At 63.7% G+C, this 26,067-nt stretch carries 34 protein-coding genes; all 34 read left to right on the forward strand.

Annotated features, from left to right (window positions below):
* Positions 1-195: 195 nt before the first annotated feature.
* The 34 genes from ACFOPO_RS16450 (at position 196) to ACFOPO_RS16615 (ending at position 26,066) form a co-directional block, all read left to right on the forward strand.
* Positions 196-642: an N-acetylmuramoyl-L-alanine amidase gene (locus tag ACFOPO_RS16450; RefSeq protein ID WP_386704610.1), complete on the forward strand. Its 447-nt coding sequence runs from the start codon at positions 196-198 to the stop codon at positions 640-642.
* 10 nt (positions 643-652) lie between these two features.
* Positions 653-1,123 (forward strand): hypothetical protein, encoded by a 471-nt coding sequence (locus tag ACFOPO_RS16455; RefSeq protein ID WP_386704611.1) that lies wholly within the window; start codon positions 653-655, stop codon positions 1,121-1,123.
* Positions 1,124-1,125: 2 nt separating this feature from the next.
* Positions 1,126-1,470, forward strand: coding sequence for a hypothetical protein (locus tag ACFOPO_RS16460; protein WP_386704612.1), 345 nt, complete (start codon positions 1,126-1,128; stop codon positions 1,468-1,470).
* Positions 1,471-1,541: 71 nt separating this feature from the next.
* On the forward strand, positions 1,542-1,706 hold the full coding sequence (locus ACFOPO_RS16465; protein ID WP_386704614.1) for a hypothetical protein: 165 nt from the start codon (positions 1,542-1,544) through the stop codon (positions 1,704-1,706).
* Positions 1,685-2,095, forward strand: coding sequence for a hypothetical protein (locus ACFOPO_RS16470; RefSeq protein WP_386704615.1), 411 nt, complete (start codon positions 1,685-1,687; stop codon positions 2,093-2,095). The genes ACFOPO_RS16465 and ACFOPO_RS16470 overlap by 22 nt, the downstream gene beginning before the upstream one ends.
* 149 nt (positions 2,096-2,244) lie before the next feature.
* Positions 2,245-2,904 (forward strand): DUF1120 domain-containing protein, encoded by a 660-nt coding sequence (locus ACFOPO_RS16475; RefSeq protein WP_386704616.1) that lies wholly within the window; start codon positions 2,245-2,247, stop codon positions 2,902-2,904.
* A 379-nt stretch (positions 2,905-3,283) separates the two neighbouring features.
* On the forward strand, positions 3,284-3,409 hold the full coding sequence (locus ACFOPO_RS16480; RefSeq protein WP_386704618.1) for a hypothetical protein: 126 nt from the start codon (positions 3,284-3,286) through the stop codon (positions 3,407-3,409).
* A gap of 11 nt (positions 3,410-3,420) precedes the next feature.
* Complete coding sequence (locus ACFOPO_RS16485; RefSeq protein WP_386704619.1) at positions 3,421-4,095, forward strand: hypothetical protein; 675 nt, start codon at positions 3,421-3,423, stop codon at positions 4,093-4,095.
* 1 nt (position 4,096) lies between these two features.
* Positions 4,097-5,677, forward strand: a complete 1,581-nt coding sequence (locus ACFOPO_RS16490; protein WP_386704621.1) for a TerL protein — start codon at positions 4,097-4,099, stop codon at positions 5,675-5,677.
* 4 nt (positions 5,678-5,681) lie between these two features.
* Positions 5,682-6,980 carry a phage portal protein gene (locus ACFOPO_RS16495; protein WP_386704623.1) on the forward strand — a complete coding sequence of 433 codons (1,299 nt, stop codon included), beginning with the start codon at positions 5,682-5,684 and terminating at the stop codon, positions 6,978-6,980.
* Positions 6,967-7,770, forward strand: a complete 804-nt coding sequence (locus ACFOPO_RS16500) for a phage minor head protein (protein ID WP_386704625.1) — start codon at positions 6,967-6,969, stop codon at positions 7,768-7,770. Before ACFOPO_RS16495 ends, ACFOPO_RS16500 begins: the two co-directional genes overlap by 14 nt.
* Before the next feature lie 3 nt (positions 7,771-7,773).
* The gene (locus ACFOPO_RS16505; RefSeq protein ID WP_386704626.1) at positions 7,774-8,802 is read left to right on the forward strand and encodes an HK97 family phage prohead protease; all 1,029 of its coding nucleotides are present in this window, start codon (positions 7,774-7,776) and stop codon (positions 8,800-8,802) included.
* 85 nt (positions 8,803-8,887) lie between these two features.
* On the forward strand, positions 8,888-10,072 hold the full coding sequence (locus ACFOPO_RS16510; protein ID WP_386704628.1) for a phage major capsid protein: 1,185 nt from the start codon (positions 8,888-8,890) through the stop codon (positions 10,070-10,072).
* A gap of 10 nt (positions 10,073-10,082) precedes the next feature.
* A complete protein-coding gene (locus ACFOPO_RS16515; RefSeq protein WP_386704629.1) occupies positions 10,083-10,430 on the forward strand; it encodes a hypothetical protein in 348 nt (115 codons plus the stop codon).
* 10 nt (positions 10,431-10,440) lie between these two features.
* Entirely contained in the window at positions 10,441-10,671 is a 231-nt protein-coding gene (locus ACFOPO_RS16520; RefSeq protein ID WP_386704631.1) for a hypothetical protein, read from the forward strand.
* The gene (locus tag ACFOPO_RS16525) at positions 10,664-11,266 is read left to right on the forward strand and encodes a phage head-tail connector protein (protein ID WP_386704633.1); all 603 of its coding nucleotides are present in this window, start codon (positions 10,664-10,666) and stop codon (positions 11,264-11,266) included. The genes ACFOPO_RS16520 and ACFOPO_RS16525 overlap by 8 nt, the downstream gene beginning before the upstream one ends.
* On the forward strand, positions 11,263-11,664 hold the full coding sequence (locus tag ACFOPO_RS16530) for a hypothetical protein (protein ID WP_386704635.1): 402 nt from the start codon (positions 11,263-11,265) through the stop codon (positions 11,662-11,664). Before ACFOPO_RS16525 ends, ACFOPO_RS16530 begins: the two co-directional genes overlap by 4 nt.
* A 16-nt stretch (positions 11,665-11,680) precedes the next feature.
* Positions 11,681-12,118 carry a hypothetical protein gene (locus ACFOPO_RS16535; RefSeq protein WP_386704637.1) on the forward strand — a complete coding sequence of 146 codons (438 nt, stop codon included), beginning with the start codon at positions 11,681-11,683 and terminating at the stop codon, positions 12,116-12,118.
* Positions 12,115-13,173, forward strand: coding sequence for a hypothetical protein (locus tag ACFOPO_RS16540; RefSeq protein ID WP_386704638.1), 1,059 nt, complete (start codon positions 12,115-12,117; stop codon positions 13,171-13,173). The genes ACFOPO_RS16535 and ACFOPO_RS16540 overlap by 4 nt, the downstream gene beginning before the upstream one ends.
* Entirely contained in the window at positions 13,170-13,466 is a 297-nt protein-coding gene (locus tag ACFOPO_RS16545) for a hypothetical protein (protein WP_386704640.1), read from the forward strand. The genes ACFOPO_RS16540 and ACFOPO_RS16545 overlap by 4 nt, the downstream gene beginning before the upstream one ends.
* Positions 13,463-15,028 (forward strand): hypothetical protein, encoded by a 1,566-nt coding sequence (locus ACFOPO_RS16550; protein ID WP_386704642.1) that lies wholly within the window; start codon positions 13,463-13,465, stop codon positions 15,026-15,028. The genes ACFOPO_RS16545 and ACFOPO_RS16550 overlap by 4 nt, the downstream gene beginning before the upstream one ends.
* Positions 15,028-15,426: a hypothetical protein gene (locus ACFOPO_RS16555; protein WP_386704643.1), complete on the forward strand. Its 399-nt coding sequence runs from the start codon at positions 15,028-15,030 to the stop codon at positions 15,424-15,426. The genes ACFOPO_RS16550 and ACFOPO_RS16555 overlap by 1 nt, the downstream gene beginning before the upstream one ends.
* Positions 15,427-15,481: 55 nt before the next feature.
* Entirely contained in the window at positions 15,482-15,943 is a 462-nt protein-coding gene (locus tag ACFOPO_RS16560) for a hypothetical protein (RefSeq protein ID WP_386704645.1), read from the forward strand.
* Between the two features lie 20 nt (positions 15,944-15,963).
* Entirely contained in the window at positions 15,964-16,101 is a 138-nt protein-coding gene (locus tag ACFOPO_RS16565; RefSeq protein ID WP_386704646.1) for a hypothetical protein, read from the forward strand.
* A 4-nt stretch (positions 16,102-16,105) separates the two neighbouring features.
* Positions 16,106-18,199 carry a phage tail tape measure protein gene (locus ACFOPO_RS16570; RefSeq protein ID WP_386704648.1) on the forward strand — a complete coding sequence of 698 codons (2,094 nt, stop codon included), beginning with the start codon at positions 16,106-16,108 and terminating at the stop codon, positions 18,197-18,199.
* Complete coding sequence (locus ACFOPO_RS16575) at positions 18,199-19,506, forward strand: DNA circularization N-terminal domain-containing protein (RefSeq protein ID WP_386704650.1); 1,308 nt, start codon at positions 18,199-18,201, stop codon at positions 19,504-19,506. Before ACFOPO_RS16570 ends, ACFOPO_RS16575 begins: the two co-directional genes overlap by 1 nt.
* 3 nt (positions 19,507-19,509) lie before the next feature.
* Positions 19,510-20,640, forward strand: a complete 1,131-nt coding sequence (locus ACFOPO_RS16580; protein WP_386704651.1) for a phage baseplate assembly protein — start codon at positions 19,510-19,512, stop codon at positions 20,638-20,640.
* Positions 20,641-20,658: 18 nt separating this feature from the next.
* The gene (locus tag ACFOPO_RS16585) at positions 20,659-21,114 is read left to right on the forward strand and encodes a phage baseplate assembly protein (protein WP_386704652.1); all 456 of its coding nucleotides are present in this window, start codon (positions 20,659-20,661) and stop codon (positions 21,112-21,114) included.
* Between the two features lie 8 nt (positions 21,115-21,122).
* Positions 21,123-21,524 carry a hypothetical protein gene (locus tag ACFOPO_RS16590; protein ID WP_386704654.1) on the forward strand — a complete coding sequence of 134 codons (402 nt, stop codon included), beginning with the start codon at positions 21,123-21,125 and terminating at the stop codon, positions 21,522-21,524.
* A 16-nt stretch (positions 21,525-21,540) separates the two neighbouring features.
* Entirely contained in the window at positions 21,541-21,999 is a 459-nt protein-coding gene (locus tag ACFOPO_RS16595; RefSeq protein ID WP_386704655.1) for a phage GP46 family protein, read from the forward strand.
* Positions 21,974-23,314 carry a baseplate J/gp47 family protein gene (locus ACFOPO_RS16600; protein WP_386704657.1) on the forward strand — a complete coding sequence of 447 codons (1,341 nt, stop codon included), beginning with the start codon at positions 21,974-21,976 and terminating at the stop codon, positions 23,312-23,314. Before ACFOPO_RS16595 ends, ACFOPO_RS16600 begins: the two co-directional genes overlap by 26 nt.
* On the forward strand, positions 23,311-23,961 hold the full coding sequence (locus ACFOPO_RS16605; RefSeq protein WP_386704659.1) for a putative phage tail protein: 651 nt from the start codon (positions 23,311-23,313) through the stop codon (positions 23,959-23,961). Before ACFOPO_RS16600 ends, ACFOPO_RS16605 begins: the two co-directional genes overlap by 4 nt.
* A 7-nt stretch (positions 23,962-23,968) precedes the next feature.
* The gene (locus ACFOPO_RS16610; protein ID WP_386704661.1) at positions 23,969-24,706 is read left to right on the forward strand and encodes a hypothetical protein; all 738 of its coding nucleotides are present in this window, start codon (positions 23,969-23,971) and stop codon (positions 24,704-24,706) included.
* 34 nt (positions 24,707-24,740) lie between these two features.
* Positions 24,741-26,066, forward strand: coding sequence for a hypothetical protein (locus ACFOPO_RS16615; RefSeq protein ID WP_386704662.1), 1,326 nt, complete (start codon positions 24,741-24,743; stop codon positions 26,064-26,066).
* Position 26,067: the final 1 nt, after the last annotated feature.

Below are 26,067 nucleotides of genomic sequence, written 5' to 3' on the forward strand. Positions count from 1 at the left end.
AAGTAAGTAGCTGGGCTTCAGCCCTTGCATAGAAGTCTCCGCCGTTACTGGCGGGGACTTTTTGCTTTTCTACGCCCGGCAACGCGGATCGGCCTCGTCTCCGTCGTCGAGCCTCTCGGGGGAGGGGCGCCGGGCACCTATTCAATGCGAAGGCCTTGCCGGCAACGGTGGGGCCTTCGCCGTTTGGAGCACTTCGTGCGACGGATCGACAAGCTCATCGTTCACTGCAGCGCCACGGTGGCCGGGAAGAACATCACAGCGGCGGACATCAGGCGCTGGCACACCGACCCGGAGCCAAAAGGGCGGGGTTTCGCCGATATCGGTTACCACTTCGTGATTCTCCTGTCTGGCGAGGTGGAGCTAGGCCGGCCGGTGGAGCAGGCGGGCGCCCACGCCCGCAAGTACAACGACCACAGCATCGGCATCTGCTTGGTAGGTGGCCTGGACCAGGTGTACCGGCCGGCCAACACCTTCACGGCGGCTCAATTCGCGGCGCTGGAGGCGCTGCTCTTGAAGCTGCGCCGCGACTACCCGCAGACCGAGATCCTCGGGCACCGCGACTTGCCGAAGGTCGCGAAGGATTGCCCCTGCTTCGACGTCCGCGCCTGGTGCCGCGGCCGCGGCATCAAACCTAACGTGTGAGCTGGAATCGATGATGCTGTGGGAAGCGGCGTGCAAGCATGTGCTCGCAGCCGGCGCTGCTGGTTGGCTGGCGCACATGGCCTGTGTGGATCCGGGACCTTGGAACATCACGGTGCTGGGCATCTCGTTGGCGGTGCTGGCCACGTCGCTCGCGGCGGCGGCCATGCGCCGCATGCGGCACCCGCGGGAACCGGACGACAAGGTTGCCGGCCGCGTGCTGTCGACGGTCATCGACGGCTTCTTCGCCGGCTGGGTGGCGATGGTCCTGGTGGTGATCCCGCTGAAGTGGTTTGGCTTGGATGATCGAGCCTTGGGCGAGCTGATCCCACCGGAGGTGGTAGGCGCGCTGTGCGCGATCAGCTTGGTGCCGTTCCTCCGCCGCAAGGCGGAGGGCTGCTTTGACCGGGCGTTCGACGCGCTGCTGGGTGCCCTTGTCGACGTGTTGAAGAGCTGGCTGGGCCGAAAGGGCTCGGGAGGGTGAGCATGTTCGTGCTCCAGTGCCTGGACGTGGCTTCGCTTTGGGTGATCTGGTGGTGCGCGGCCAATTGCCTAGGGGCGGCCCCGGAAGGGCGCACTTGGAAGCTGGTGAGCCTGAAGTTGGCGCTCTGGGTGGTATCGGTCTCGGCCTTCGTTGGCGCGATCACGCTGTTCGTCGAGGCGCAGCCGATCCGATGGTGGGCCAGCGGCTTGCTGTACGGCATCGCGGTCGTGGCGCTGTGGATCTACGACTACCGCCTCGGTGTCATCCGGCAGTGGCGCCTGCTCCGAGACTGGTTGCGGTCGGTGCCGGAATGCCTGCGCGATCGCCTGAGGCGGCGAAGCCCATAAAAGCAAAGCCCCGGACGCTGGCAGGCGGACCGGGGCTTCTCATTCCACCTTGCACGACCAAGGACAGAACGTTGTTCAAGTATAAGCCGAAGAGTTCGGTTGAGGTGAAAGGCGCAATGAGCGAAGAGGGTGCTGACTACGCTGGGAAGCTGCTGGCCAAGGCCGCAGTGATCGCAGCGGCCGGTATTGCGATCGCCGGCATGGCTTCGTTGCTGTGGGCGATCCGCTGGTGGTAACACGCGTGCAGGTTGGCCTGATCGTCGGCGCGCTGATCGTGCTGGTGCTGGGATGGAGCCTGATTACCGGCCACTTCTGGGAGTGGCGCGCTGATGTCTGGAAGGGCCGCGCCCAAGGGGCGACTCAGACCGCCCATCAGGCCAAGGCAAATGCCGACAGCGCCAACGCGGGGGCTGCCAACGCCACGCAGACCCGGCAGCAGCTCGACGCCGCGGTCGACAAGACGCGGGCCGAGACGAAGCGTTCGGCCGAGAGGATCAAGCCTGCTTACACGCCTGCTAAAGCTGGGCCGGTCCCTTTGGACGTCTTGCGCGAATTAAAGGCAGGCGATCGGGCATACCGAGCAGCTGTGATGCGACTGCAGGCGCAAGGGCGGCGCCATCCCTAAACGGAGAATGAATAAGAGTAAGCGTGCTTACATTTCCGCTTGCGAATATAAGTAAGTGCACTTACATTCATTCCGTCGCCGCAGCGGTGACGTACGGGTAGCCGACTCGGCTCTCCACTCCGTTCCCTCAACTGTTCTAAGGATTTTGCATGAAGCTTCGTTCTATTGTTCTTGCAGGCGTTATTGCTCTCGCTTTCGCACCGGCCGCCTTTGCGTCATCCCAGGCTGACCTCACGGTCACCGGCACCATCACTCCGGGGGCCTGCATCCCGAGCCTGGACGGTGGCGGCAAGATCGACCTGGGCCAGATCGCCGCCGCCAGTCTGTCGGCAACGGATCTGACGACGCTGCCGTCGCAGTCGATTACGTTGAGCGTCCACTGCCCGGAAGCGGCCACGTTTGCAATTCGGGCACAAGACAATCGGGCGGGTTCCTCGTTCGCCACTGGTGGCGACGGCTTCTTCGGCCTGGGTGCGGCTCCCGGCGGCGAGAAGATCGGCGGGTATTCGCTGCATGTCGTCTCCGGCAGCGTAACCGTGGATTCGGCCTCGACGGCTTACGGGATGTCATCGACCGACGTTGGCGCCACGTGGACGCACTATGGCGCTGGCGGCACTGCGGCCCCGGGCTCTAACGGCGTCCGGATCATCGCCTTCGCCAAGACGGCCGGCGAGACGACCCCGAGCGCCATCAAGGACGCCGCCATGACGCTGCAGGTGTCCCCGATGATTGTTGCCCGGAGCCAGCTGCCGACCGCTGACGAGATCACCATCGACGGCAGCGCCACGTTGGAAGTCGTCTACCTGTAAGAGCTATCTGATGGCGGCCTGAGCTGCCATCGCCCCATGAGGCAAGGGAGGTGCCCCGACGATCGGAAGGTCGCCGGGGCATTTTTATGTGGATGAAAGGATCGAGACCTGTGCGCCAACTGGCACTGCCGCTTCTGGCGGCGTCCCTGCTGTCCTGCTCGAGCACGAAGCCGGTGATGGTGTCCACGGAGCCGCCACGGATCGATTGCTCAAGCCGGGCACCCGCTGAGGCACCGCCGCCGGTGCCCGTGGACAGCAGCCTGGAGGGCATGGCCGCCTACGCCCGCGGTTGGCAGGGCGTGGCCACGGCGGAGGTGGTGAAGCGGGCCGCGACGGCCGACTGTCTGGACCGCGAGCGTGCCGCCGGGAGGATCCGCTGATGGAGCTCATCGCGGATGTCCTGGGTTGGGCCCAGTGGCTGCTGGCCATCGCGCTGCTAGCGATCGTGATGTACGCCACCGCGCCGAATGGCGGCAAGCGCGAGCTGCCGGCGCGGCAAGAGTGATTCGAAAGGCCATGACTGAGATCAACAAGCCTGCCGCCCCAGATTGGGAGCGCATCGAGGAGCTGTACAGGGCGGGCGTGCTGTCGGTACGGGAGATTGCGGCCGACCAGGGCGTGTCCCACACCGCAATTCAGAAGCGCGCCAAGTCGCATGCGTGGGAACGCGACCTAGGCGCCAAGATCAAGGCGAAGGCCGATTCGCTGGTTGCCAGACGTGAGGTTGCCACGCAGGTTGCCACGGAAACGGCAACTTCGAAGGTGGCAACCGAGCGGGTCATCGTCGAGGCCAATGCTGAGGTGATCGCCGGCATCCGCTTGGCGCATCGGTCGGACCTTCGCCGGGCGCGGACGCTGACCATGGGGCTGCTGGCCGAGTTGGAGGCCCAGTCGGTGGACCGCCAGCTGTTCGAGCAGCTGGGCGAACTGCTCGACGGCGCCGAGGGCGAGGGCGGGGCGATCGTCCCTGACAAGATGCTGGATCTGTTCCGGGCGGTGACCAGCCTCCCGGGCCGGACCAAGACGATGAAAGACCTGGCCGAATCACTGCAGAAGCTGATCGGCATGGAGCGCGACGCGTACAGCATCGGCGACCCGAAGAAGATCGAGGTCACAATGCCTGGCGCCGGCACCCTGTCGGCGGACCCTGTGGAGGCGGCACAGACCTATCAGGCCGTGATGTCGGGCTGACATGCCGATTCCGTTCCCGTTCGATTTCAAGAACCCCGACTATGTCGCGGTCTTCGAATGGCGGTTGGAGCGCTTGCGCCGCATCCGCGAGCAGCCGGAAACACTGCCAGCGCTGAAGGCGTTCTATCGCGCCAACCCTGCGCAGTTCATCATCGACTGGGGTACCACGTTCGACCCGCGGAACCCGGAGCGCGACCTGCCGTCGACGGTCCCGTTCTTGCTGTTCCCTCGACAAGAGGAGTGGGTGCACTGGTTCCTTGAGCGCTGGCGCAACCGAGAAGACGGAATCACCGAGAAGACCCGCGACATGGGTATGTCGTGGCTCACGATGGGGTTGGCTTGCACCGTGTGCCTGTTCCGCCATGAGATCACGGTCGGCTGCGGCTCCCGCAAGGAAGAGTACGTAGACGCGCTGGGCGACCCGGACTCGCTGTTTGAGAAGGCTCGCTTATTCCTGGCTGGTCTGCCAATTGAGTTCCGCGGCGGATGGACGCGCGAAGCGCACGCCTCGTTCATGCGGATCCAGATACCGGAAACAGGGTCGATCATTACTGGCGAGGCTGGCGACGGCATCGGACGCGGTGGTCGTGCCAGCTTCTACATCGTCGACGAGTCGGCATTCCTGGCGCGTCCGCATCTGGTGGATGCCTCGCTGTCGGCGACGACGAACTGCCGACAGGACATTTCGACTCCGAACGGTCGCGGCAACTCGTTTGCCAACCGCCGCTTCAGCGGCAAGGTCAAGGTATTCACGTTCCATTGGCGGGACGACCCACGTAAGGACGATGCCTGGTACGAGTTGAAGAAGGAAAGGCTCGATCCGGTGACGCTGGCGCAGGAAGTCGACATCGACTACGCCGCATCGGTTGAGGGCGTCGTCATCCCGTCCGCGTGGGTGCAGGCCGCTATCGATGCGCACGTGAAGCTAGGGATCGAGCCCACCGGTATGCGCCGCGGTGCGCTAGACGTGGCCGACGAGGGGCGAGATAAGAACGCGTTCGCCGGAGGCCCCGGGATCCTGCTCGACGTGCTCGAGGAATGGTCCGGCAAAGGCGGCGACATCTTCACCACCGTCCAGAAGGCCTTCGAACTTTGCGATGAGCACGACTACGAGTCATTCGACTACGACGCCGACGGCCTCGGCGCAGGCGCGCGCGGAGACGCCAGGGTGATCAATGAAGCCAGGCGGGCCCGTGGCGAGACTAAGCGAAAGGCTGAGCCATTTCGGGGTTCGGGAGAGGTATTCGACCCAGAAGGTCAGATGGTCCCGAAGCGCAAGAACAAGGACTTGTTCGTGAATCGGAAAGCGCAAGCCTGGTGGGCCCTGCGACTCCGGTTCCAGCAGACCCATCGGGCTGTTGCGGAGGGCATGAAGGTCGATCCGGACAGCATTATCTCGTTGGATAAGAAGCTCAAGCTGCTGCCGCAGCTGGTCATGGAGCTTTCCCAGCCGACGTTCAGCGTGAACGGCGTCGGGAAGATCGTCATCGACAAGGCTCCGCAGGGTGTGCGGTCTCCCAATTTGGCCGACGCCGTGATGATCAAGGCAGCAAAGCGGCAGTCGAGTTTTGCAGCGGCGTGAGCAAATGAAATTCAGAGACCTGTTCCGCCGCGACAAGAAGAGTGCGGTAGATACGACAAAGCAGACCGCCATACCGATCACGCCCGGCTCGTTTCTTGAGTTCGCGCTCGGCGGCGGCGGGCAGGTGCAGCCGTCGACGGCGATGTCGTTCTATCGGCAGTGCGCATCGGTGGCCACGGCCGTCGACATGATCGCGGACGAGGTGGAGTTCATCACGCCGATGTTGGTTGGCCCGGATGGCAGCTACATTGACGACTCGGACGTGCTGAAGCTGCTGCGAAAGCCCAACTCGTTGGAGGACTGGAGCTCGTTCGTTGGCGCGCTCGCGCGCAACTACCTCTTGGCGCGAAACGCGCCTATGTATGCCGGCGGCAACGTGAACCGGCCGCCCCTGGAGCTCTTTGCCCCCAGTCCGACGTGCCTATCGGTGGTGCAGGACGGGCGCGACCGGTATCCGCACACGTTCCAGGTGTCGCAAGGTGTGGGACAGGGTGTTTACACCAGGATGGAGGCCAAAGGCGCCGCCAGGTTCTATGACGGCAACCTGCGAGAGCTCTACCGGATCGGTGGGTACGGCAGCCGCGGCCCGTCATTCCCTGATAGCCCGCTGGAGGCGGCCGCGCTTGAAGCGCGTCAGCAGATCCTCGGGCGTTACCACAACTTGTCGCTGCTGAAGAACGGCGGTCGCCTCTCGCTGATCGTCCAGTTCAAGGATGCGGAGCTCGGCCAGGATGAACTGGAGGAGCGCAGGAATGTGCTCAACCGGGTCCTCGGCGGGGCCGAGAACGCGGGGCGCATAGCGACGGTTGCATCGAACGAGATGGCCATCCATGAGGCCGGTACTGCCAACAAGGACATGGACTACTCGGTCCTTGACCAGGTAGCCGGAGATGCGATCTACCTGCGGTACAAGGTCCCGCTGCCGCTGGTCCGGATTGGGGCGGCAACCTACGACAACGTACGGCAATCCACCTACCAGCTGTACGACCGTGCGGTCGTCCCGCTGGCCAAGCGCCTGTTCTCGGGTCTGTCGGCGATGCTGCTGCCGCGGTACGGGCTCGACCCGTCTCAGTACCGGATCGCCTACAACCCCGACCATATCGCAGCGTTGGTCGAGCGTCGCTGGGAGGAGATCAAGCTGCGTAAGGAAATCAATGTCGAAACCCCCAATGAGATCCGGGACCTGATTCCTGGTCGCGGGCCGATCAAGGGTGGCGACATCCTGTATCAGCCGGCGACCTTGGTACCGGTGGGCAAGGACCTCTTCACGGATGACGAGCGGGCCGACGATGTCGAGCAGTAAGCAGCAGGCGGCGAAGCAGCTCCAGCTGAAGCTTGAGCTGGAGGTGGCGCTGAAGCCTAAGCTGCTGAAGCTGTTCCGTCGAATTGCCAGGGAGTTCCGGACGGCGGTGGCCAAGACGGGCCGGCCCCAGGAAGCAGCGCAGTACCGCGACGCGTTCGCCGCCGTCATTGCCGTGCACGATAAGAAGGTGCAGTCGGCCTTCAGGGCGCGCGCGCTGCGCACCACCAAGTCAGCCGAGCCGGTCGAGGATGACAGCGACGCGGAGGCGCTGGCGCTGCTCCTGTTGCTCTGGCGCACCGATCAGGCTGCCGCTGCGGCGGTCCAGATCACAGAGACGAACGTCGGGCAGATGGACGACGCCATCGTCGAAGCGCGCGCGCAGCTGCAGCAGGAGCGCGTTCAGGCGGCGACGGACGGAAAGGTCACGGCGCCGGCATCCAACCGCGAGGTGGCTGCGCTGGCGGCAGTACTGCTGCTGCGCAAGTTCAACGCGCGCGCGCCGCTGATCGCGCTGACTGAAACGCAGGCTGCGGCCGAGTCGACAAAGTTCATCGAGGCGGAACACGAAAGCGAGGCCGCTGGCGAAGGAAAGCCGAGGAAGCGCTGGGCCACGGTCGGCGATCGCCTGGTGCGTGGAACGCATGCCGACGCCAATGGCCAGACCGTAGACTTCGACACCGCTTTCATCGTGGGCGGCGCGCAGCTGCGCTACCCGGGCGACCGCAGCCTCGGCGCGCCCGCCAGCGAAACCATGAACTGCCGATGCGCAGCCCTCTACACCGAAGGTTGATAGATGAACCGCAATTGCGAACATGCAGTCTTCACGCTGGAACAGAAGAAGTTCACCGAGGACGACGACAACTTCTACTTCGAGGGCTATCTGTCCGTGTTCAACAACGTTGATCACGGCGGAGACCGGGTGATTCCGGGGGCCTTCAAGAAGGCGCTGATCGAGCTCGAGGGCAAAGGCGATGCCAAGCTGCCGGTGTTCTGGAATCACGACGACGACAGCCCGGTTGGGGTGTTCACCGAGCTGGCGGAGGACGAGCAGGGGCTGTTCGTGAAGGGACGGCTGCCACTTGCGGACGACTTCGTGCGCGGTCGCATCGTGCCCCAGATGAAGACTGGATCCATCGCCGAAATGAGCATGGGCTTCTCGACAATCACCCATAAGAGCGTCGGGAACGTCCGCGAGCTGCATGAAGTGAAGCTCTGGGAAGGGTCGCTAACGAGTATCGCCATGAACCCAAAGGCAAAGGTCACCGACTTCAAGTCCGCCGTTCCGTACCAGGACTACCCCATCGCGCCGAACTGGATGGAGTGGGATCCTGATGGTGCCATCCGTCGCATCAAGAATCGCGTCGGTGCGACCGATGCGCCGAATCCCGCCTACCGCCGTGCGTTCCTCTGGTTCGACTCAGAAAGCCCAGACAGCTTCGATGCCTACAAGATGCCGATCGTTGATGTCTGGGACACCGAGCTGCGGATTGTTCCGCGGGCGGTCTTCCATGCGGCCGCGCTGATGGTGGGTGCCCGCGGCGGCATCGACATTCCGGAGTCAGATCGCGACGCCGTCAAGGCGAACATCGATCGGTACTACGCGAAGCTCGGCATGGAGAGCCCCTTCGAAGAGGGTTCGTTCCGCGTGGATGACGTAGGCGCCCTGTCGGAGCGAGAACTGGAGACCCTGATGAAGAGCGGGGTCTCCTTTAGTCGGGGCCAGGCCAAGAAGGTGGTGAGCGCCATCAAGAGCGTGCAAGAGCCCTCCATTGCGCGGCAGATTAAGGCCATGCAGGAGGAGTTGGAAAGCAAGCGCAAGTAGCAACGCGGTACCAAGTAGCTCGCCTGCGGGACGCCGGTGTGTTCATCAAACATCAACGTCAACAGGTGCAGTCATGCCGGATGAAATGAAAGAGATCAACGAGGCGCTTGGCGCGCTTCGCGAGACCGCGAGCAAGTTTGGCGCGGACCATGCCGAGACGAAGGCGATGTTCGATAAGACGAACAAGGCCTTCGAAGAGCAGGAGGCTAAGAATCAGAAGGTCGTGGCGGACCTGGCCATCGCCCAGAAGGCGGCCGAGGAGAACACTGAACGCCTGATGGTTCTCGAGCTTGAGCTGTCCCGCAAGAACGGCGCGGGAGCAACGCTGAACTACAAGGAGAGCCCGGAGTACAAGGCGCTCAATAGGTTCGCGCGCGAGGGCATCGATTCGTTGGAGGGAGAAGAGAAGGCGCTGCTGCGTTCGGACTCGGGTACGGATGGCGGCTACCTGACGATGCCGGAGATGGACACCACCATCATCAAGGCGATCACAGAGATCTCCCCGGTTCGCCAAGTGGCCCGCGTTCGCACGGTGTCCCGCAACACGCTACAAATGCCGACCCGAATTGGCATTCCCGTCGCCAACTACGAGGGTGAGGCTGAGCCGGACGAGGAGTCGCAGTCCAAGTACGGGGCTGAGACCATGACCGTCCATCGTCTGTCGGTCACCGTGCCGTTCACGAAGGACCTGATGTTGGACTCGCAGTTCGATATCGAGAGCGAGATCGTCGGTGACGTGACCGAGGCGATGGCTTTCGGCGAGGGGCGCAACTTCGTCCTGGGTGACGGTAAGAAGAAGCCGCAGGGCTTCCTCTCCGACGCCGCTGGCCTGAAGGCCACTTCACGCGAATCTGGCGCATCCGGGCAGCTCAGCGGCGACGACATTCTCCTGCTGACCGGTGACCTGAAGGTTGGCTACGACCCGCGCTTCGCAATGAATCGTCGGACCTTGGTGCAGATGCGCATTCTGAAGGGCAGCGACGGCCACTACCTGTGGCAGCCTGGCCTCAATGGTGTGGTGCCCAATCAGCTGGCCGGCTACCAGTACACGCTGATGAACGACATGCCCGATATCGCGGCCAATGCGTTCGCACTCGTCTTCGCTGACTTTCGTCGCGGCTACCAGATCGTCGATCGAACGGGCATGGACGTGATTCGCGACAACGTCACGAAGAAGCACCGGGCCATCATCGAGATGACCTTCCATCGCTACAACCACGGCCAGGTGATCCTGCCGGAAGCCTTCAAGCTTCTGAAGATCAAGGCCTAAGGAGACCGCAATGCGTAATCCACTGACCGACCTGGACATCCGGGTCACCGCGGCCGATGCGGCCATCGATCTGTCGGGCTTCGAGACTGTGTTCGTGGCCGCCAGCGCTCTCGCTGCGCCGGCGACCGCAATCACTTTTGCCCTGAAGGAGAGCGACGATCCCGTCTTCGCCAATGCCACGGCGGTGGACTTGACTCAGGTGCTCAACGCCGAGGCCAAGCTCGACGCGGCGAACCAGGTGGCGAAGATCGGCTACCTCGGGAGCAAGCGCTATCTGTTCGTTACCGCTGTTGGCGGCACGCCGGACGGGCTGCTGGCGGTCCTCGGCTCGCCGTCGACGGCTCCGGTTCCGGGTTAACGGAGGGGAGATGATCAGGATCACGAAGGACGGCGAGTGGGCCGTCGGCGGTGTCGACGTGCTGATGCTGGCCAAGGGTGAGAAGCGCGACTTCGGCCCGAAGGAAAACGCCGAGCTGGTCAAGGCGGGCTGGGCGCAGCACGTCGAGCACGAGCCTGCAGCTGATCCGGAAGGCAAAGGCAAGGAAGTCGGTCGCCAGCAGGGACAGCGCGCCGGCGGTAGCAAGTCCGGCAATGGCTAATCGGTACGTGGCGGCGGCGCCGGAGTTCATCCCGGTGCCGCTTTCGGCCCTGAAGGCCCACCTGAAGATCCAGAGCGACGCCCAGGACGCGGTTCTCACCGATGCGCTCAATGACGCCGTTGACCTGATCGAGCGGTACACCGCTCGCTACTTGGCCCAGCGGGAGGTTATCGCCCACGTCGACGAGCTGGAACTTGGTGGCAGCACCATGGCCAGCCCATACGCGTGGCTCAAGCGCGCGCCGGTGCTCGACGACGCGGTCAGCACCGTCGTGGTCGATGGGACATCGCTGCCCCCAACCGATTGGCGCCTGAAGATCAGTGGCGAACAGGCGCACGTGCACCTCCTGCAGGGGGTCACGAGCGTTGCTGGCGCGCTGCCATACCCGCTCAAGATCACGTTCAAGGCCGGCTACAAGACGGCGCAAGACGTGCCCGCTGGTCTCAGGCGTGCCGTGCTCGAACTGGCGACGCACCTCTACACCAACCCGGGCGACTGTGGCGGATGTGAGGGCGGCGGCTCCTCAGCGAGCGAGATCCCCGCGAGCATCCGCGCCAAGTTGTCGCTGTACACGATCCGCAGGGTGTTTGCGTGAGCTGCGCGGTCAAGCGGATCAAGCACGTCCGCCTGTGCTCCGCGGACTTGCGCCACCAGATTGACATCGTCCGCCGGTCGCTCAGCGGAGTAACACCTGCCGATATCGGCGCGTCGCCGGTCGAGTTCGTGCCCGTGGTGCTTGGTCGTTGGGCCGGGATCGAGACGGTGCAGGGCACCAGTCGTTTCACGGGTGTGAACATCAACCCGAAAGCGACACATCTGTTCTACGTCTACTACGACCCTGCGCTGTCACTTCACCTGGAGCACGGCAACAGCTTCGTGCAGTTCGAAGGCCGGAACATGCGCGTGCTGGAGGTGACTGAGTTCAACGAACAGAAGGAATTCACCATCATCCAGTGCACCGAGCGTGGTGAGGGCGACGCCTCTCAGGCGTAAGGATGCGGACACGTCGATGGAGCTGCTGATCGCCCCTGACAAGCGATCGCGGCGGGTGTTGTTTCGCCTCGTCGGTGCCCCAAAGGCCGTTGAGCGTGCGATCCCGCGCGCCTGGGACGAGTCGGGCGCGGTCCTGAGCAAGCGGCTGACGACGCTCCTCACGACGGGGCCGCGCAACGGACGACGCTACATGCACCGTGGCGTCGAAATCACGGCATCGGCTCCCGGCGAGCCTCCCGCGAAGCGGTCTGGTCGACTGGCAAGGTCGGTGGAGTACCGCACGCGCGGCGCCCAGATGGAATTCGGCGAAACGGCGGAGTACGCGGGCTTCCTCGAGGACGGCACGAGGAAGATGGCGGCTAGGCCGCACGTCTCCCGGGTTGTCAAGACCACCAGTGGCGACGTCTACCAGATCCTCGCCCGGCACATTTCACAGGCGGCCAAGGCGCGATGATCACACCGAATGGAATCCTGTCCTACTTGTATCAGCGGCTTCCGTCTCTGACGGACCGGTTCAATCAGGACTTGCCTGTTGCCTCAGCTCGGATCGAGAGCGGCAATGTGGTCCTCGCGGTTCCGGGCCACAGCGTGGTGCCGGGTCAAGACCTGGTGGTGGCCGGTGGTGAATTGCAGAACCCAATCATCGCGGCGACCGACAATGGCGATGGCACCTACCGGCTAGAGACCCAGTTCAATCACCAGCTGACCGAGCCACGGCAGCCACTGGATCCAACGACGCTGCAGGTGGGGGCGACCACTTACGAGATTGAAGCGGTGCCAAACCGCCGCACGTTCGAAGTGGAGGCGCCGGCCGGCACCATCTTCGTCGGCCAGGCGCTGGTCGAGCGGTTGTACAACACGATTGGCTACCTTCCGGTGGTCTCTGTGTCCGGCGATGAGCTGACCCTGCAGCCTCCGGCCGGCCCTGAGCTTTACAACACCGCGCTACCCGGCCTGCGTGCATCGGCGAAGCTGCGGATCGCCGTTGCCGACAGCATCGGCCGCGCGACCACGATGTACACAAGCGACGGCCCGCAGAGGCCGTTCCTGTTCATCATCATGGGCGACACGGATGTCTCGAAGGATCGGCACACCCAGTCCGATGCGATCGCCGCTTTCACCGCGCAGGATCTGCGTCGGCTCACGCTACTGCAGAACTTCAGCGTCGCGGTGTTCCTGCCGACGGTAGACGACATCGGTTCCGCCCGCGCGCAGGAGGCCGCCTACGGGGAGATCTATCTGGCGCTGACCCAGGCGTTCTACGGCTACGGATTCAAGGAGCGCGACAGCGCGCTCCAGTACGTCACGGTGTCAGCCGGCCACGGCCCCGGCCCGGTCAACACTGCCTATTACGTGCACGTCTACGACTGGCAGTGCCCCGCGACCCTGACCTTCGAGTCGGGTGCCGTCATAGACGACAGCGTCGCCTTCCGCGACATCGATTTCACTCTCGACCGTGACGGCGCCGTGCTGTTCGCGAACGTCGATCTGGACAAGGAGCCTTTGTGAAGCAAGTGATCGTCACCAACTGTTCAAACGTTGCGATCCGTGGGCTCGCCCCGGGCGCGAGCATCCCGCTCGCCACCGACAGCAGCAACGTACCGCTGGATGCGTTCTGGCGCAGGCGCCTCAGAGACGCAGCAATCGACGGCTCTCTGCGGATTGAACCCGACCACGCCCCTGAGACGGCGGCGAGCCAGGCCAATCCTCCCGCAGCGCCGGGGCCGGCAACCCTTGAAGGCCCGCGAGTCGATGCGGACCCCACTTCGCCCAAGCAGTCCAAGAAGGAAAAGGCGTCATGAGCCACACCAGTCTTCCCCGTATCACCATCGGCCTGTTGCCGGCGGCCATCGTCTCGGCCTTTTCCGATCGTCGCGACCTGCTCGTGGGCACTCTCGCAGACGGTGCCGCCGCGGTCAGCGGCGCGCTGCTGACCGACCTACAGCGCCTGACCCGGTCCGAACAGCGAGCGCTGTTGGGCAATGGCGAGCTGTTCCAGCGCCTTCGTCAGTTCTTGGCCGGCAATGCTGGCTACAGCCCGGTCGATGTGATCGGCGTCGCGCCAGCCCCGACGGGCTTGCCGGCGACAGCCGCGGTGAAGTTGACCGGTGCGGCGACGGCACCGGGAACAATCAAGGTCTCACCGGTGGATGCCGTGCAGTTCACGGTGGACGTACCGATCTCGATTGGCCACACCGCCGACGTGGTCGCTGCCGCCCTCGTGGCAGCGTTTGATGCGATCGCGGACAAGCCATTCACCGCGGCGGCCACGGCCGGCGACGTTGAGCTGACGGCCACCGACAAGGGCACGCCGGGCAACCTGTACGGCATCGCCGTCTCTGGATCGACGCCAGGCATTACCGTGACGCTGGATGCATGGCTCGGTGGCGCAAATGATCCCAGTGTCACTGCGGTGTTCGATGCCGTCGGCGCGACGCGCTACACCGGCATCAGCTGGCCGGAGTATCTGGCGCCGAACCTGGCGATCGTGAAGGACTTCCTTCAGGCGCGCTTCAATCCAGCCAACTCGATCCAGGACGGCGTCGCATTCGTCGGCCGGTCACTGACCTATGTCGAAGCGCTCGCGGCCGTCGCCGCCGAGAACAGCCAATGCATCGTCCAGGGCGGCAACAACCGCATCTCCACGGCCGCGCACAAGGGGCCGGCCATCCTCCAGCCTGCCGACTGGACGCTCGCGTACCTGATGGGCGTGCGCTCCAAGCGGCTTACGCCCAACGCACCGCTGGCCTCGAACGTCCAAGCCACCGCCGGTTCGCTCGACGCGATTGGTGGTCCCGCGCTGGCATCGCTGCCGTTGTTCAACACGCCGCTGCCGAGTGCGCCGGTCGGCCTGCCGGGCCTGCTCTACAGCGAGCAGGAGCAGGGCGACCTGCAACGGGCAGGGTTCAGCACGTTCGGCAGCAATCTCGAATCCAGCGGAACCGTCGCCGGCGAGATCACGACCAACTGGAAGACCGACGCGTCCGGGAACGAGAGCCCATCGTTCCACTTCCTCGAGTACGTCGATACCGGCTCGGTCTGCCGTGAAGTCTTCTGGCGAACCCTGCGAAGCACCTTCGCGCAGTCGAGGCTGACGGAAGGAGCGCTGATTCCCGGCCGTTCGATCGCCAACGCCGCCTTGATCCTGGCCGAGATCCTTCGCATTTATCGGGAGTTGGCCAACTTGGCACTCGTGGTCGCCGGCTCCGAAGCCGAGGACTACTTCTCGGCCAATACCCAGGTGCTGATCGACATGTCCAGCGGTCGAGCCACGGTCCGTGGTCCGCTACCCATCGTGACGCAGCTGCGCACGATCGACTATCTGCTCCAGTTTGACTTCACCGTAGGGACGAGGGAGGCCTAATGTCCAAGCTTGCTATTACCGCGCCGAGTGTTTCGATCAACAACGAAACGATCGGCATCGTACCCAACAGCTTCACCTACGACGGCGGCGAGGGGGAGATATCCGTGCGCGCTGCCAGTGCCGGTGGCTACAGCGCTGAGTCGGTGCACGGTATCAACGCCGAGACCATGATCTCCAAGGTCACCTTTGAGCTGTTTCCGACCACGGATCTGGACGCGAAGATCCGTCGTTGGAAGCGCGGCATCGCCAGCAACGTTATTCAGGTGACCGAAGTCCTTCCTAACGGCCAAAGCATCGCGCGCACCTTCCAGCACATGAGCCTGATGAACGCGGTGGAACGAAATGCCTCCGCTGACGGCACCGTGTCGCTGGAATGGTCTGGCGATCAGATGATCTGACATCCGCACGCCTACTTGGCCGGCTCACGTCCCTATGCCCAACTCAGGAAACGCAATGAAAGAGTACGAGTTCCACCTCTCCACCCCCGTCAAATTCGCCCGCGCAGGGGGCGAGGCGGGCGAGACCACGCTGATTGTGTTCAAGGAGCCCATGTACAGGCACGCTGGCGCAACGGCGGCCCTCAAGGGGCACTACACCCAGGCAATGTTTCAGGCCTCGGAGCGAGCGTCGCGGCAGGGCATAGAGGTAAAGAACGAGCAGGAAACCGAGCCGACAGCAGAGGACCGGGCGGCCTTCATTAATCTGATGATCCGAATGGACGGCACTCTTAGCGAGGCCATCATTGGAGCATTCATCCGCTTGGTGAAGATGCCAGGAATTGCTGCCGTTGACGGTGATATCCAACTCAGCGAAGTCCATTTGGCGAGCATCCCGTACGAGGACATCGAGCGGATGACCGTAAGTTTTTTGGCCAATTTCATCGAGCGATCCTCCTCGACGGTGCCGACCGCCTAAGGCAAGCAGTTCAACTATCGATGGCGACCGACGGCGCGATTGGCTTGGCTGACGCGCTGTCACTCGACCTCGATGAGGTTTCCGTGGTCTGCGCCGAGATTGAGCAGATCAATCGCAAGCGGGCCGCCGCGATACAAGCGGCGAAAGAGAAGAAGTAGCCAAATGGCGTTCACGATCAACTACATCTATAAGGCCACTGACAAGTTCACGGCGCCCTTGGCCAAGATGGTCAAAGAGGTAGATCGAATGACGGCGCGGATGGGTGCGTCGATGAACCGCGTGTCAGCATCCATGATGGGGGTGGACAAGGCCGCCGGTCGCGCGAGGAGTGGCGTTTCTGCCCTCGGCAAGGTCAACAGCCAGTTGCAAGGTATGGCGCTCAATGCCGAGCGCTATGCCGCTGCCATGCGAAAAGTTGGCTCGGTTCGCATGGCGAACCTTCCTCGTATTTTTGCGCCTGGGCGTGGCAGGGCCGGTGGGCGTGACGCCGCCTTGGAGGGCCTGGCCGCTGGAGGTAGCGCGCTCGGGATTGGCGCGGCGCTAAACGCTGGCGCTAGGGCGGCCATGAACCTCGAGACGGAGATGACGAATGTCAAACGGCTAGCGGACCTGACCGACGCCAGTCTCGCGAGCTGGAAGAAGCGCGTCGCCGCAATGTCACCGCATCTTGCAAAGTCCCAAGCAGAACTTCATGCCATGGCGGCTAATGCCCTGTCGGCCGGCGTGGAGTTGGGTGAGATGGCCGATTTCCTCGATTTTGCGGCGAAGGGGGCTGTAGCTGCGGAGTTCGCGAGCGCGGACGAGGCTGGCTCAGTGTTCGGAACCATCAAAGCGCAATTGGGCCATGACATGGCAGCAATGCGGATGCTTGGCGATCAAGTCAACGCGATGGCGGACAAGACAAACACCAGTAACCAGAAGATGTATGACATCTTGCAGCGATCAGCTGGATCGTTGCGTAGTTACTCGACTGAGGTTCAGGCAGCGACAGCTGGATTCTTTAGCAATTTGGAGCCGGACTCTGCTGTGGCAGCGACAGCCCTGAACTCCATGCTGCTGAAGCTGAAGTTGATGAAGGGATCATTTGGCGCGCTGATGAGAAAGGATGCTGTCGCAGGCCTTACCAAGTTTGCACAGATCGTGAAGAAGCTTCCAGAAGGGAAGCAACTTCAAGTCTTGAAGAAGGTCTTCGGCACGGAACACGCCGACACTGCCCAGAAGATGGTGCAGCGCATAGATGAGCTGCAAGCGGCATTGATAACGGTGTCTGACCCTTCGGTGGTGGGTGGTCTTGGGCGCGAGTATGAAACCCAGATGCGCACCATGGCTGGTTCCACGCAGAAATTCAGGGCGCAGTGGGAGAACCTGAAGGCCACGGTCTTCGATAAAGGTGTAGGTAAAGGATTCATCGACAGCCTTACAACGGCGGTAGAGAAGATCAATGCCTTTGCTGATGCCAATCCAAAGCTGACCCAGTTCATCACGATCGCCGCCAGCGCTACAGCTGCGGCACTGGCGTTGGCTGGCGGAATCGCGATGGTCAACTTGATGCTGGCTCCGCTGGCAGGCGTTGGCCTGGTGGTTGCCGGCACCGTCGCGGCGATTGGCGCCGCGATACTGGCAGCCTGGGTCTACTGCGAACCATTTCGCGAACAGCTGAGCGGTCTGGCGACGGACTTTGGCCTAACGTCCGGTGCTGCAGACACCCTGTTCACTGCCGTCGGCTACCTGTTTGAGTTCATCGGCAAGATGGTCGGCACTGTGTTGGCGACTGCCATATTCACCGTGCGGCAGTTCTTGAACACGCTGGGCGCGATAGGAGAGATTATCTGGGCAGTAATCACTGGACGATGGAGCGAGATCGACGACATCTACAACGCTCGTGATCAGAAGTCGCGCGAGATGAGTCAGCAGTTCGACCAGTCCATGATGAAAAGCTGGACGAAATGGGGAGGCGATAGCGATCATGCCGGTAGCGGAACGCCCATCTACCTGGTTAAGGGCGGACAGGAGCAACTGGTTTCGGGCTCGCCCGTGGATAGGGCCGAGGCCGCGCGCCAACAGCTTGTGACCGCAGGTGGTGCCGCGGCATACAACCTCCCCACCTACAGCGCGGGTACGCCGGGCGCAACGCCGGCGATGCTGCCCCCCCCGCCGAGCCAGATCGAAGTCGTCGTACGGGCTGAGCCGGGGACCTCGGCGACGGTCAACAAGGCGAACCTCGCAACCGGAACGAACGTTCGGACCCAGAAGTGATGTTCGAACAGCTGCTCGAAGCCAGTTTCAAGGGCGTCACCTTCCGGGTCCGGGAGGAGTCCTTGCCTGCGTCCGGCCGCCGCACGGTGCCGCACGAGTATCCCAACAGCGACGAGCGCTTCGTCGAAGATCTTGGCTCGATTCCGGCGCAGTTCTCCATCGCTGCGTTCGTGCATGGCGCGGATTGGTTGGAAAAGGCCAAGGCGCTTGAGCGTGTGCTCAGCGAGCCTGGCGCCGGCAGGCTGTCGCTCCCGAGCTTCGGGGTGCACACGGTTTGGGCATTGCCCTACAAGAAGAGTGTCAAGCACGAGGCGCTCGGCATCGTCGAGTTCGACCTGGAGTTCGCCAGTGGCCGGCCGAGCTCCGGACCCGGTATCGCGGACCCCAACATCGAGGACGTATTCAGCGCCGGTGATTCGACGCGCGCTTCGCTGCAGTCCGGCTACGCCGGGCTGGCTGGCGTGCCCGATCTGGACGCGATCGGGCAGCAAGCGGTGGTGTCTGACCTGCTGAACGCAGTCCAGGACATCGGCCTGCTTCTGGGCGTCGTGGACCCTTCGGTGCTGGCCGACATCCAGCTGTTGGTGGGCGAGCTCACCTTGTCGGCGCCGGTGCTGTTGACCAACCCGTTGCAGTTGGCCGGGAAGCTGTTCTCGAACTCTGAGCTGGAGCCGGGGCTGTGGAGCCTGGTATCGATTGGCTCGACCGTATCCAGTTCCGCGACCGGTTCGCTCCACGAGGCGCTGTCATTCACCCGGGGATTCGGTCGTGACCTCCCCATCCGGGAGGACGATATCGAAGCTGGACGTCGCATCGAGCCGGTACCGGGCACCTCGTTGTGGCCGGCGGATACGGCTCAGCGGATCCAGCGCAACCAAGCGCGCCAGCTGTTCGTAGATTCCCAGCGAATTGCCTCGCTGACGGTCGCCTTCGAGGCGGCGGCCAGCGCTGCCTACGGTACCCGGGCGGAGATCCTCTCGGCGATTGATGCGCTGGAGACGGCTTACAGCGACGTCGCTTATGCCCCGGAAGGTCTGGCAACCCTGCAGCCTGTCCGCGATGCCCTGCGGGGCGTGCGCCTGGCCGCACTCGATGTGATCTCCGCCAAGCTGCAGAGCGCCTACCAGGTGACCAGCGTGGCGATTCCGGTCGCGGTATCGCCCTTGACGCTTTCGTATGGTCTCTACGCCGAGCAGCTGACGGCGCCGGCGGCGATCACCGACCGCGCGTACGTGTTGCGGGATCTGAACCCTGAGTTGCCCGCTGATGCGCTTGTGGGCGACGTTGCGGTCACAGTGCAGGGCTGAGGGATGTTCGAGATCAGAGTGAACGGGCGCACGTGGCGCCTGTGGAAGTCTGCGAACGTGTCGCGATCGCTGGACGACAATTGCGCGTCGTTTCGGTTCGAATCGTCGTCTCAGGGGCCCGGGTCATTCCCGATCAAGCTCGGGGACGCCGTCCAGATTCTGCAAGGCGGGCGAAACATCTTGTCCGGCTTTGCGGACGAGATCGAGGCTTCTGGCTCGCTCGACGGGCACACCATCGCCGTGTCGGGACGCGACAAGGTCGGTGACCTGGTCGACAGCTCGGTTCCGGACGCGGCCAAGGCCTTGTCAGGCAACCTGAGCATGCTCTCGGTGGCCAAGGCGGTGGTCTCGGCGCTGAAGCTCGGCATCAAGGTCATCGATAGATCCGGTGGGCGCGCCAGCAAGACGCAGAAGGACATCAAGTCCGCGGACTCTGGGCAGTCGTGTTCGGCGTTCCTGCAGGAGTACGCGGCCAAGGCTCAGGTCTACCTGATCTCCGACGGCGACGGGAACCTCGTGCTCTGGCGGCCGACCGGCTCTCGGGCGGAAACACCGCTGCTGCATCGCAAGTCCGGCGAGCAGAACAATGTCATGACGGCTTCGCTCAGATTGACGCTGGCCGACCGGTTTCATCGGTACGTCGTCCGTGTCCAGGACAACCCATCCAGTGACGACGATGCGCTGCCGGGTCTTGAATCGGAAGGCGAGGGCACCTCCCGAACCGCATCCGCGATCGACAGCCAGGTGCGCGTTACTCGCTACCTGGAGATCAAGGGAGAGGGGTCGATGACTGCCTCCGATCTGGCCGGCCGCGCCAACGAGGAAGCGAACCTGCGGCGCGCGCGCTCCACGGAGTACCGGGCCAGCGTGCAGGGCGACAGTCAGGCCAGCGGCGCGCCGTGGGCGATTGGCGACCTGATCCGCGTGCAGGACGACTTCAATGGCGTGCAGCGCGACATGCTGCTGCGATCGATCTCGATCAGTGTCGATATCAGCGGCGGTTCGCGTTCCGAGATGACGTTGGCGCCGGAAGAGGCATACACGACCGTCCCGCAAACGCGTCGCCGGCGACGGGCGCGGGCCAAGGACGGAGACGACGAGCTCGAGCGCCTCCTCACCACTGGGTCAAGTTAAGGGGGGCACGTGATCAAAATGGCAACCCTCGTGTCGGTCACCGATACGGGGCGTTTTCGGCGTGCGCTGGTTTCGTTCCTCGGCCGCCAGCAAGTAGTGCAGTTGCTCGCGCCGTACGGCTTCGTGCACTCACCTCCACGCGGCAGCCAAGTGGTGCTCCTCCCGATCATGGATGACGAATCCAATCAGGTTGGAATTGCAGACGCGCAGCCATCGCGGACACTCAGGGACCTGAAGCCAGGTGAGGTAGCGGTCTGCACTGACGAAGGTGACTACCTCTACTTCAAGAGCAACCGCGCCGTAGAGCTGAACACGGAAAAGACCTATGCCATTTCGCCCGGTGGTGTCGAGGTCACAGGCAGCGTTGCCGCTAGCGACAACCTTTCTTCCGGCACAGGCGCCAGCGGCTCATTCACAACTCCAACCGGCCAGACCGTCACGGTTCAGGACGGAATCATCGTCAACATCTTCTAGGAACCAATGTGAGTTCTCAGCCCACATCCATCGTCAATGCCGAGTACTTCGCAGCCCTGACGCGCCGCGTCGAAGGAATGAAAAGTTGCGAGGAGCTGAACGCGTTTACAGCAGAGCTGTCGACGTCGCTCACGGCGACAATCGACGCCATCACGGCGCAGATGGCCTTTCTGCAACCTGTCCTTGCGCTGCTGACGGCGCCAGGCGCAAACCCTGATCAGATCGTCACGTGGATCACTGACTTCATCACCGCGTTCCTCACGCCGTACGTTCGGCCGTACACCGTATACGCCCAGCAGTTGGTGGAAATGACGGCAGAGATCGCGAATCTTTCCGATGCGATCCAGACCGCGGCGGCCGCGATTCCGAACTGCAGCGTCTCAATCCCGCTGCCGTTGGCGTCGGAATAACGCCGAGGCCGCCGTAGTGAAGCAGGACGTACTCATTCGTGCCAGCCGCGAGCTGGTCTATGACCTACAGCTGGACGGGGCGGATTTCGCATCGGCGGGCGGCTTCGAAACGGCGATCCCTGTGTCGCTGTTCACTGATGCGCGCGCGGCTGCTTCGCAGGTCGCCGATCCGCGATCGCGCCGCGGCTGGATCGGCAATGTCCTGCAGGAGGGCTTCCGACAGCTGGGCTCCACGGCGTGGGTCTACGAGCAGTCCCGCATGGACCAGCGCACGGTCAACGGCCTGCGTGAAGCCGTGTATGGCGCATTGGCGTGGATGGTCGAGGACCGCGCGGTCCAGTCCATCGACGTCAAGGTCGTGCCGACCCAGCACCACGTGACCATCGAGATCGCGATGCACAACCAGGACGGTTCCGTCACTGGATTCAATGCCCTATGGAGAAGCACCAGTGTCGCTGCAATACCCGTCGCTTGAAGAGTGCGTTGAAGTCGGTATCGCCGAGCTGCGGCGCCAGTTGCCCCAGATTGATCCGACCGTCGCCGGTTCATGGGCACGAGCGTTCATCACCGGTGGCGGGGCACTGGCCTTCACGCAAGGCCTGCTGGTTCGGGATCTTGAGCGGCAGGCGTTTCCGCAGACCGCGACCGACGAGTATCTCGATCGGTGGGGCAATTACGAGAATCTGTCGCGCACGCAGCCGACGCCCGCAGCAGGGACCATCAGCCAGCCCGGCACGTACGGGACGCTGATCCCGGCGGGCACTGCATACAGCGGTGGGTACCTGACCTCGCTGCCGGCGGCGGTCGAGAACAATGTCTTCCCCGTGGCCAGTCTGGTCCGCACCGGTGGCATCGCCACGGCTACTACGGCGGATCCGCACGGGTTTGCAACCGGCATGTCGGTCCAGGTCACCGGCGCCTCGGACATCGCCTACAACGGGCTCAAGGTCGTTGCCGTGCTCGACGCGGTGACGTTCACCTACGCGGTGTCCGGCGCGCCGGCCACCCCCGCAGCCGGCACGATCACGGCCGCGGCGACCTATGCCTCAGTTCCCGTGCAGGCCCAGGTGCCCGGAAGCGCAGGCAACCTTCCGCCTGGCGCGCTTCTGACGCTCCAGACTGCGATTCCCGGCATCACCGGCAGTGCTTACGTCCAGCCCTCAGGTGTCGGTGGTGGTGCCGACCTCGAAAGCGATGGGGCCTACCGGGCGCGGATCCTGCTGAGCCGATCGCTGCTCGAGGGCGTGTACACCCCGGATCAGGTCCGACTGGCGGCGCTCAGCATTCCGGGCAATACCCGGGTGTTCGTCGTCCGGCCGAACTCCGCGGGGTCAGGAACGCCAGGGGTGGCCGGGTTCCAGCCGGCGCCGGGTGAGACTGCAGTCTATGTAGTGCGCGACGGCGATTCGCCGATCACTCCACCCCAGGTGGTGCTGGACCAGACCAAGCAGGCCGTCATCGTCGACGGGCGGCTTCCGGCGCACACGCGCGAGCAGGACGTCCACGTGATGGCGCCGACGCTGGTTACCGTCGACTTCAATTTCACCTCGATTACACCCGACACCTCGACCATGCGCGCGGCCATCCAAGCGCAGCTGACCGCCGTATTCGGTGATTCTGTGGACTTCGAGGAATCCGTGGATGCATCCACCTACCTGTCGGCGCTGTATGCCACGCGCGACCTGACGACGGGGCAGGGCCTTGCCGCGTTCTCGCTGTCGACGCCGGCCGGTGACATCGCGGTGCCACCGGGTGGCATCGCCGCGCTCGGGCCGGTGACCTTCGCATGAAGAACTGCTGGGTTGAACCTGGCTGGGTACAGCCGGGCTGGGTGGCGTGCGAGGCCGAGCTCGAATCACCCACGACCATGCCGGACAAGCTGGCGGAACATCTGCCGGAGGGCCGCGCGTGGATGGCCAAGCGGATTCCCGGCACGAACATCCGCGCGCTCGTCGAGGGTGTTGCGGCGTCCTTCAGTCTGTTCCGGGACCTGGTCGCTCGCCTCGATGCGGAGCTGGACATCACCAAGGCGACGGAGCTGATCCGCGAGTGGGAGACCTCTGTTGGCTTGCCGAGCGCCTGCGTGTCGCTGGCCAGCAAGTCCTTGGAGGACCGGCGCGCCGATGTGATCGCACGGCTGCGGCGCACGCCGGTTGTGACGAAGGCCGAGTTCGAAGAGTTGGGTCGCGCTCTTACTGGGTTGGACGTTCGAGTCGAGCCTGGCGCTGCAGTCGAGACTTTCCCGCTGCGGTTTCCGCTCAACTTTTCGTCCGATGGCGGGCGCTTCACCTTGTACGTATACGTGACCGGGTTCACCCACCCGCACTTTCCATACGCGTTTCCGATACCGCTCGGAGCGTATCGGAGCCCATTGCTCGAATGCATTTTCGAGCGCATCACGCCCGCCAATGTGCGGCTCGTCTTCGTCTATCACTGAGATCACGATGTTTGACTTCCAGACCAAGATCGACAACACCGCCGGCCCCGCCGGCCATCTCACGGCCGACGAATTCAATGTCCTCGCGCAGGAGGTGGAGAATCTTGTGAGGCGGGCAGGGCTGCCACTGAGTTCCTCACTGACCGACGTCCTCCAGATCGCCCAGGCTGTGGCGATTGCCGGAAGGAGTGCGGGAATCTTCATCGACGGCGGAGCGGTCAATGGGATCCAGCTGACGCCGCACGCCGGCGCCAACACGTTCCCGTTGCCGCCGGACTTCACCGGCTTGAACGGCAATGCCGTGTCATTTCGACCCGCGTTCGCCAATACCGGCGCGGCGACTATCGACCTGGGCATGACAGCCGGCGGTCTACTGGGGCCCCGCCCTCTGGTACGGCCGGATGGATCGGCCCTACAGGCCGGCGACGTCGCTCCCGGCGGCTACATCACCGCCATCTACGACGCCTCGATCAACAAGTGGCGACTGGCGCAGCTCCCGCTGTCGCTCGATTCGCCGGTATTCAGTGGCGATCCGCAAGCGCCAACGGCTCCGGTCGGCGATGACGATCAGAGCATCGCGAACACGCAGTGGGTGAACGCAGCAATCGCTGCGGCGCTCGCGCCGATCGTCGCGGCCATCGGGGACATCAACACCGCGTTGGGTAACAAGCTAGACACGGTCACGACCGCGCCGCAGAGCGTCGCTAGTGATGTGACCTTCAACGGCATCGTGAGTCACCCGTAAAGCACCGCGGTGTAGAAAACTAGAAGGACAGACCATGCCGGATTACGTGCTTCTCCGCGAGGAAAAAGGCTCGGACCTCTCGCCCGCCGAGGCCGATGCAAACCTCCAGGCGCTCTATAACAACAAGGCAGAGAAAACCGCCGTCCAGGCGATCGACGATCGCGCCACCGTTCTGGAGACAAGCCAGGTCGCCCAAGACGCGGAGCTCGGTTCGTTGGATGACCGAATCGACACGCTGGAGTCCACCCAAGCCGCTCAGGACAATGCGCTTGCCACTCACGAGGCTCGGTTAGACGATGGCGAGGCGCGTCTTGCAGAGCTGACGGACAAGAGCTCTCGGGACAAGGGTGTCTTCGATACGCCTGACGCCCTGCGCGCCGCCCATCCTGCTGCGATCGATGGCGACCACGCGATCGTCAAAAGCACCGATACACAGTGGATCTGGGGTGACGGCGACTGGAAAGACACGGACACGAAAGGTCAGGTGGCCAGCGTCAACGGCAAGGGCGGTGACGTCGTGCTCACCGCGGCCGATGTTGGCGCGGCTGCGTCATCCACGGTCCAGATCTTTGAGGACAACGGCACCTACCTAAAGCCCGCCGGTGCAGTGTCTGTCGAGTTCATCCTCATCAGTGGCGGCAACGGCGGGAGCAGTGGCCAGGTGAGCGACCCGGGCGTCGTTGCCAAGGGCGGCAATGGCGGCGCGGGCGGCGCGATCACTCGCATGAAGCTGCCCGCATCCATGGTCAACGACAGCTGCGCGGTGGTGGTCGGCAAAGGCGGAAAGGGCGCGGACGCATCCAGCGGCAACTCAGTGGCGGGCTCGCCCGGAGGTTCGTCGGCATTTCATGCCGGCCCCGGCTCTGCGCCGCCCTACAGAGTGACTGCGGGACTGGGCACAGACGGCGGTGTGGGTGAGCTGCACGGCGGCCGGTCGACGATTGCAAATGCCAGCGGCTACAACGGCAGCGGCGCAGTCCATATTTCGGCATACGCCGGGGTCAGCGTCGTGGCGAAGGGCGCGCCGGCTGGTGCCTCGGGCGGCGGCATTACCGCAATCGATGCCGAGTCCAGGGGCGGTGGCTCTACCGACCCCTTCCTGCGGGATTCGTCTGGATCGAACAACTCCGACTGGGGTGTAGCGGGCGGCGGCCACGGGGCAGACGGCCTCGACTTTTTATTGCCTGGTGGCGGCAGCTCTGGCGGTGGCTCGAACATCTCTGGGAACGGCGGCGACGGTGGGAACGGCGGCAAGTACGGCGCCGGCGGCAGCGGTGGTGGCGCGGCTCGCACCGGCTTTCTCAGCGGCAAGGGCGGCGACGGCGCTCCCGGTGTCGTAATCGTCATCACCCACTTCTGAT

This window comes from Lysobacter sp. GCM10012299 (assembly GCF_042649405.1).
Taxonomy (GTDB): Bacteria; Pseudomonadota; Gammaproteobacteria; order Xanthomonadales; family Xanthomonadaceae; genus Lysobacter_J.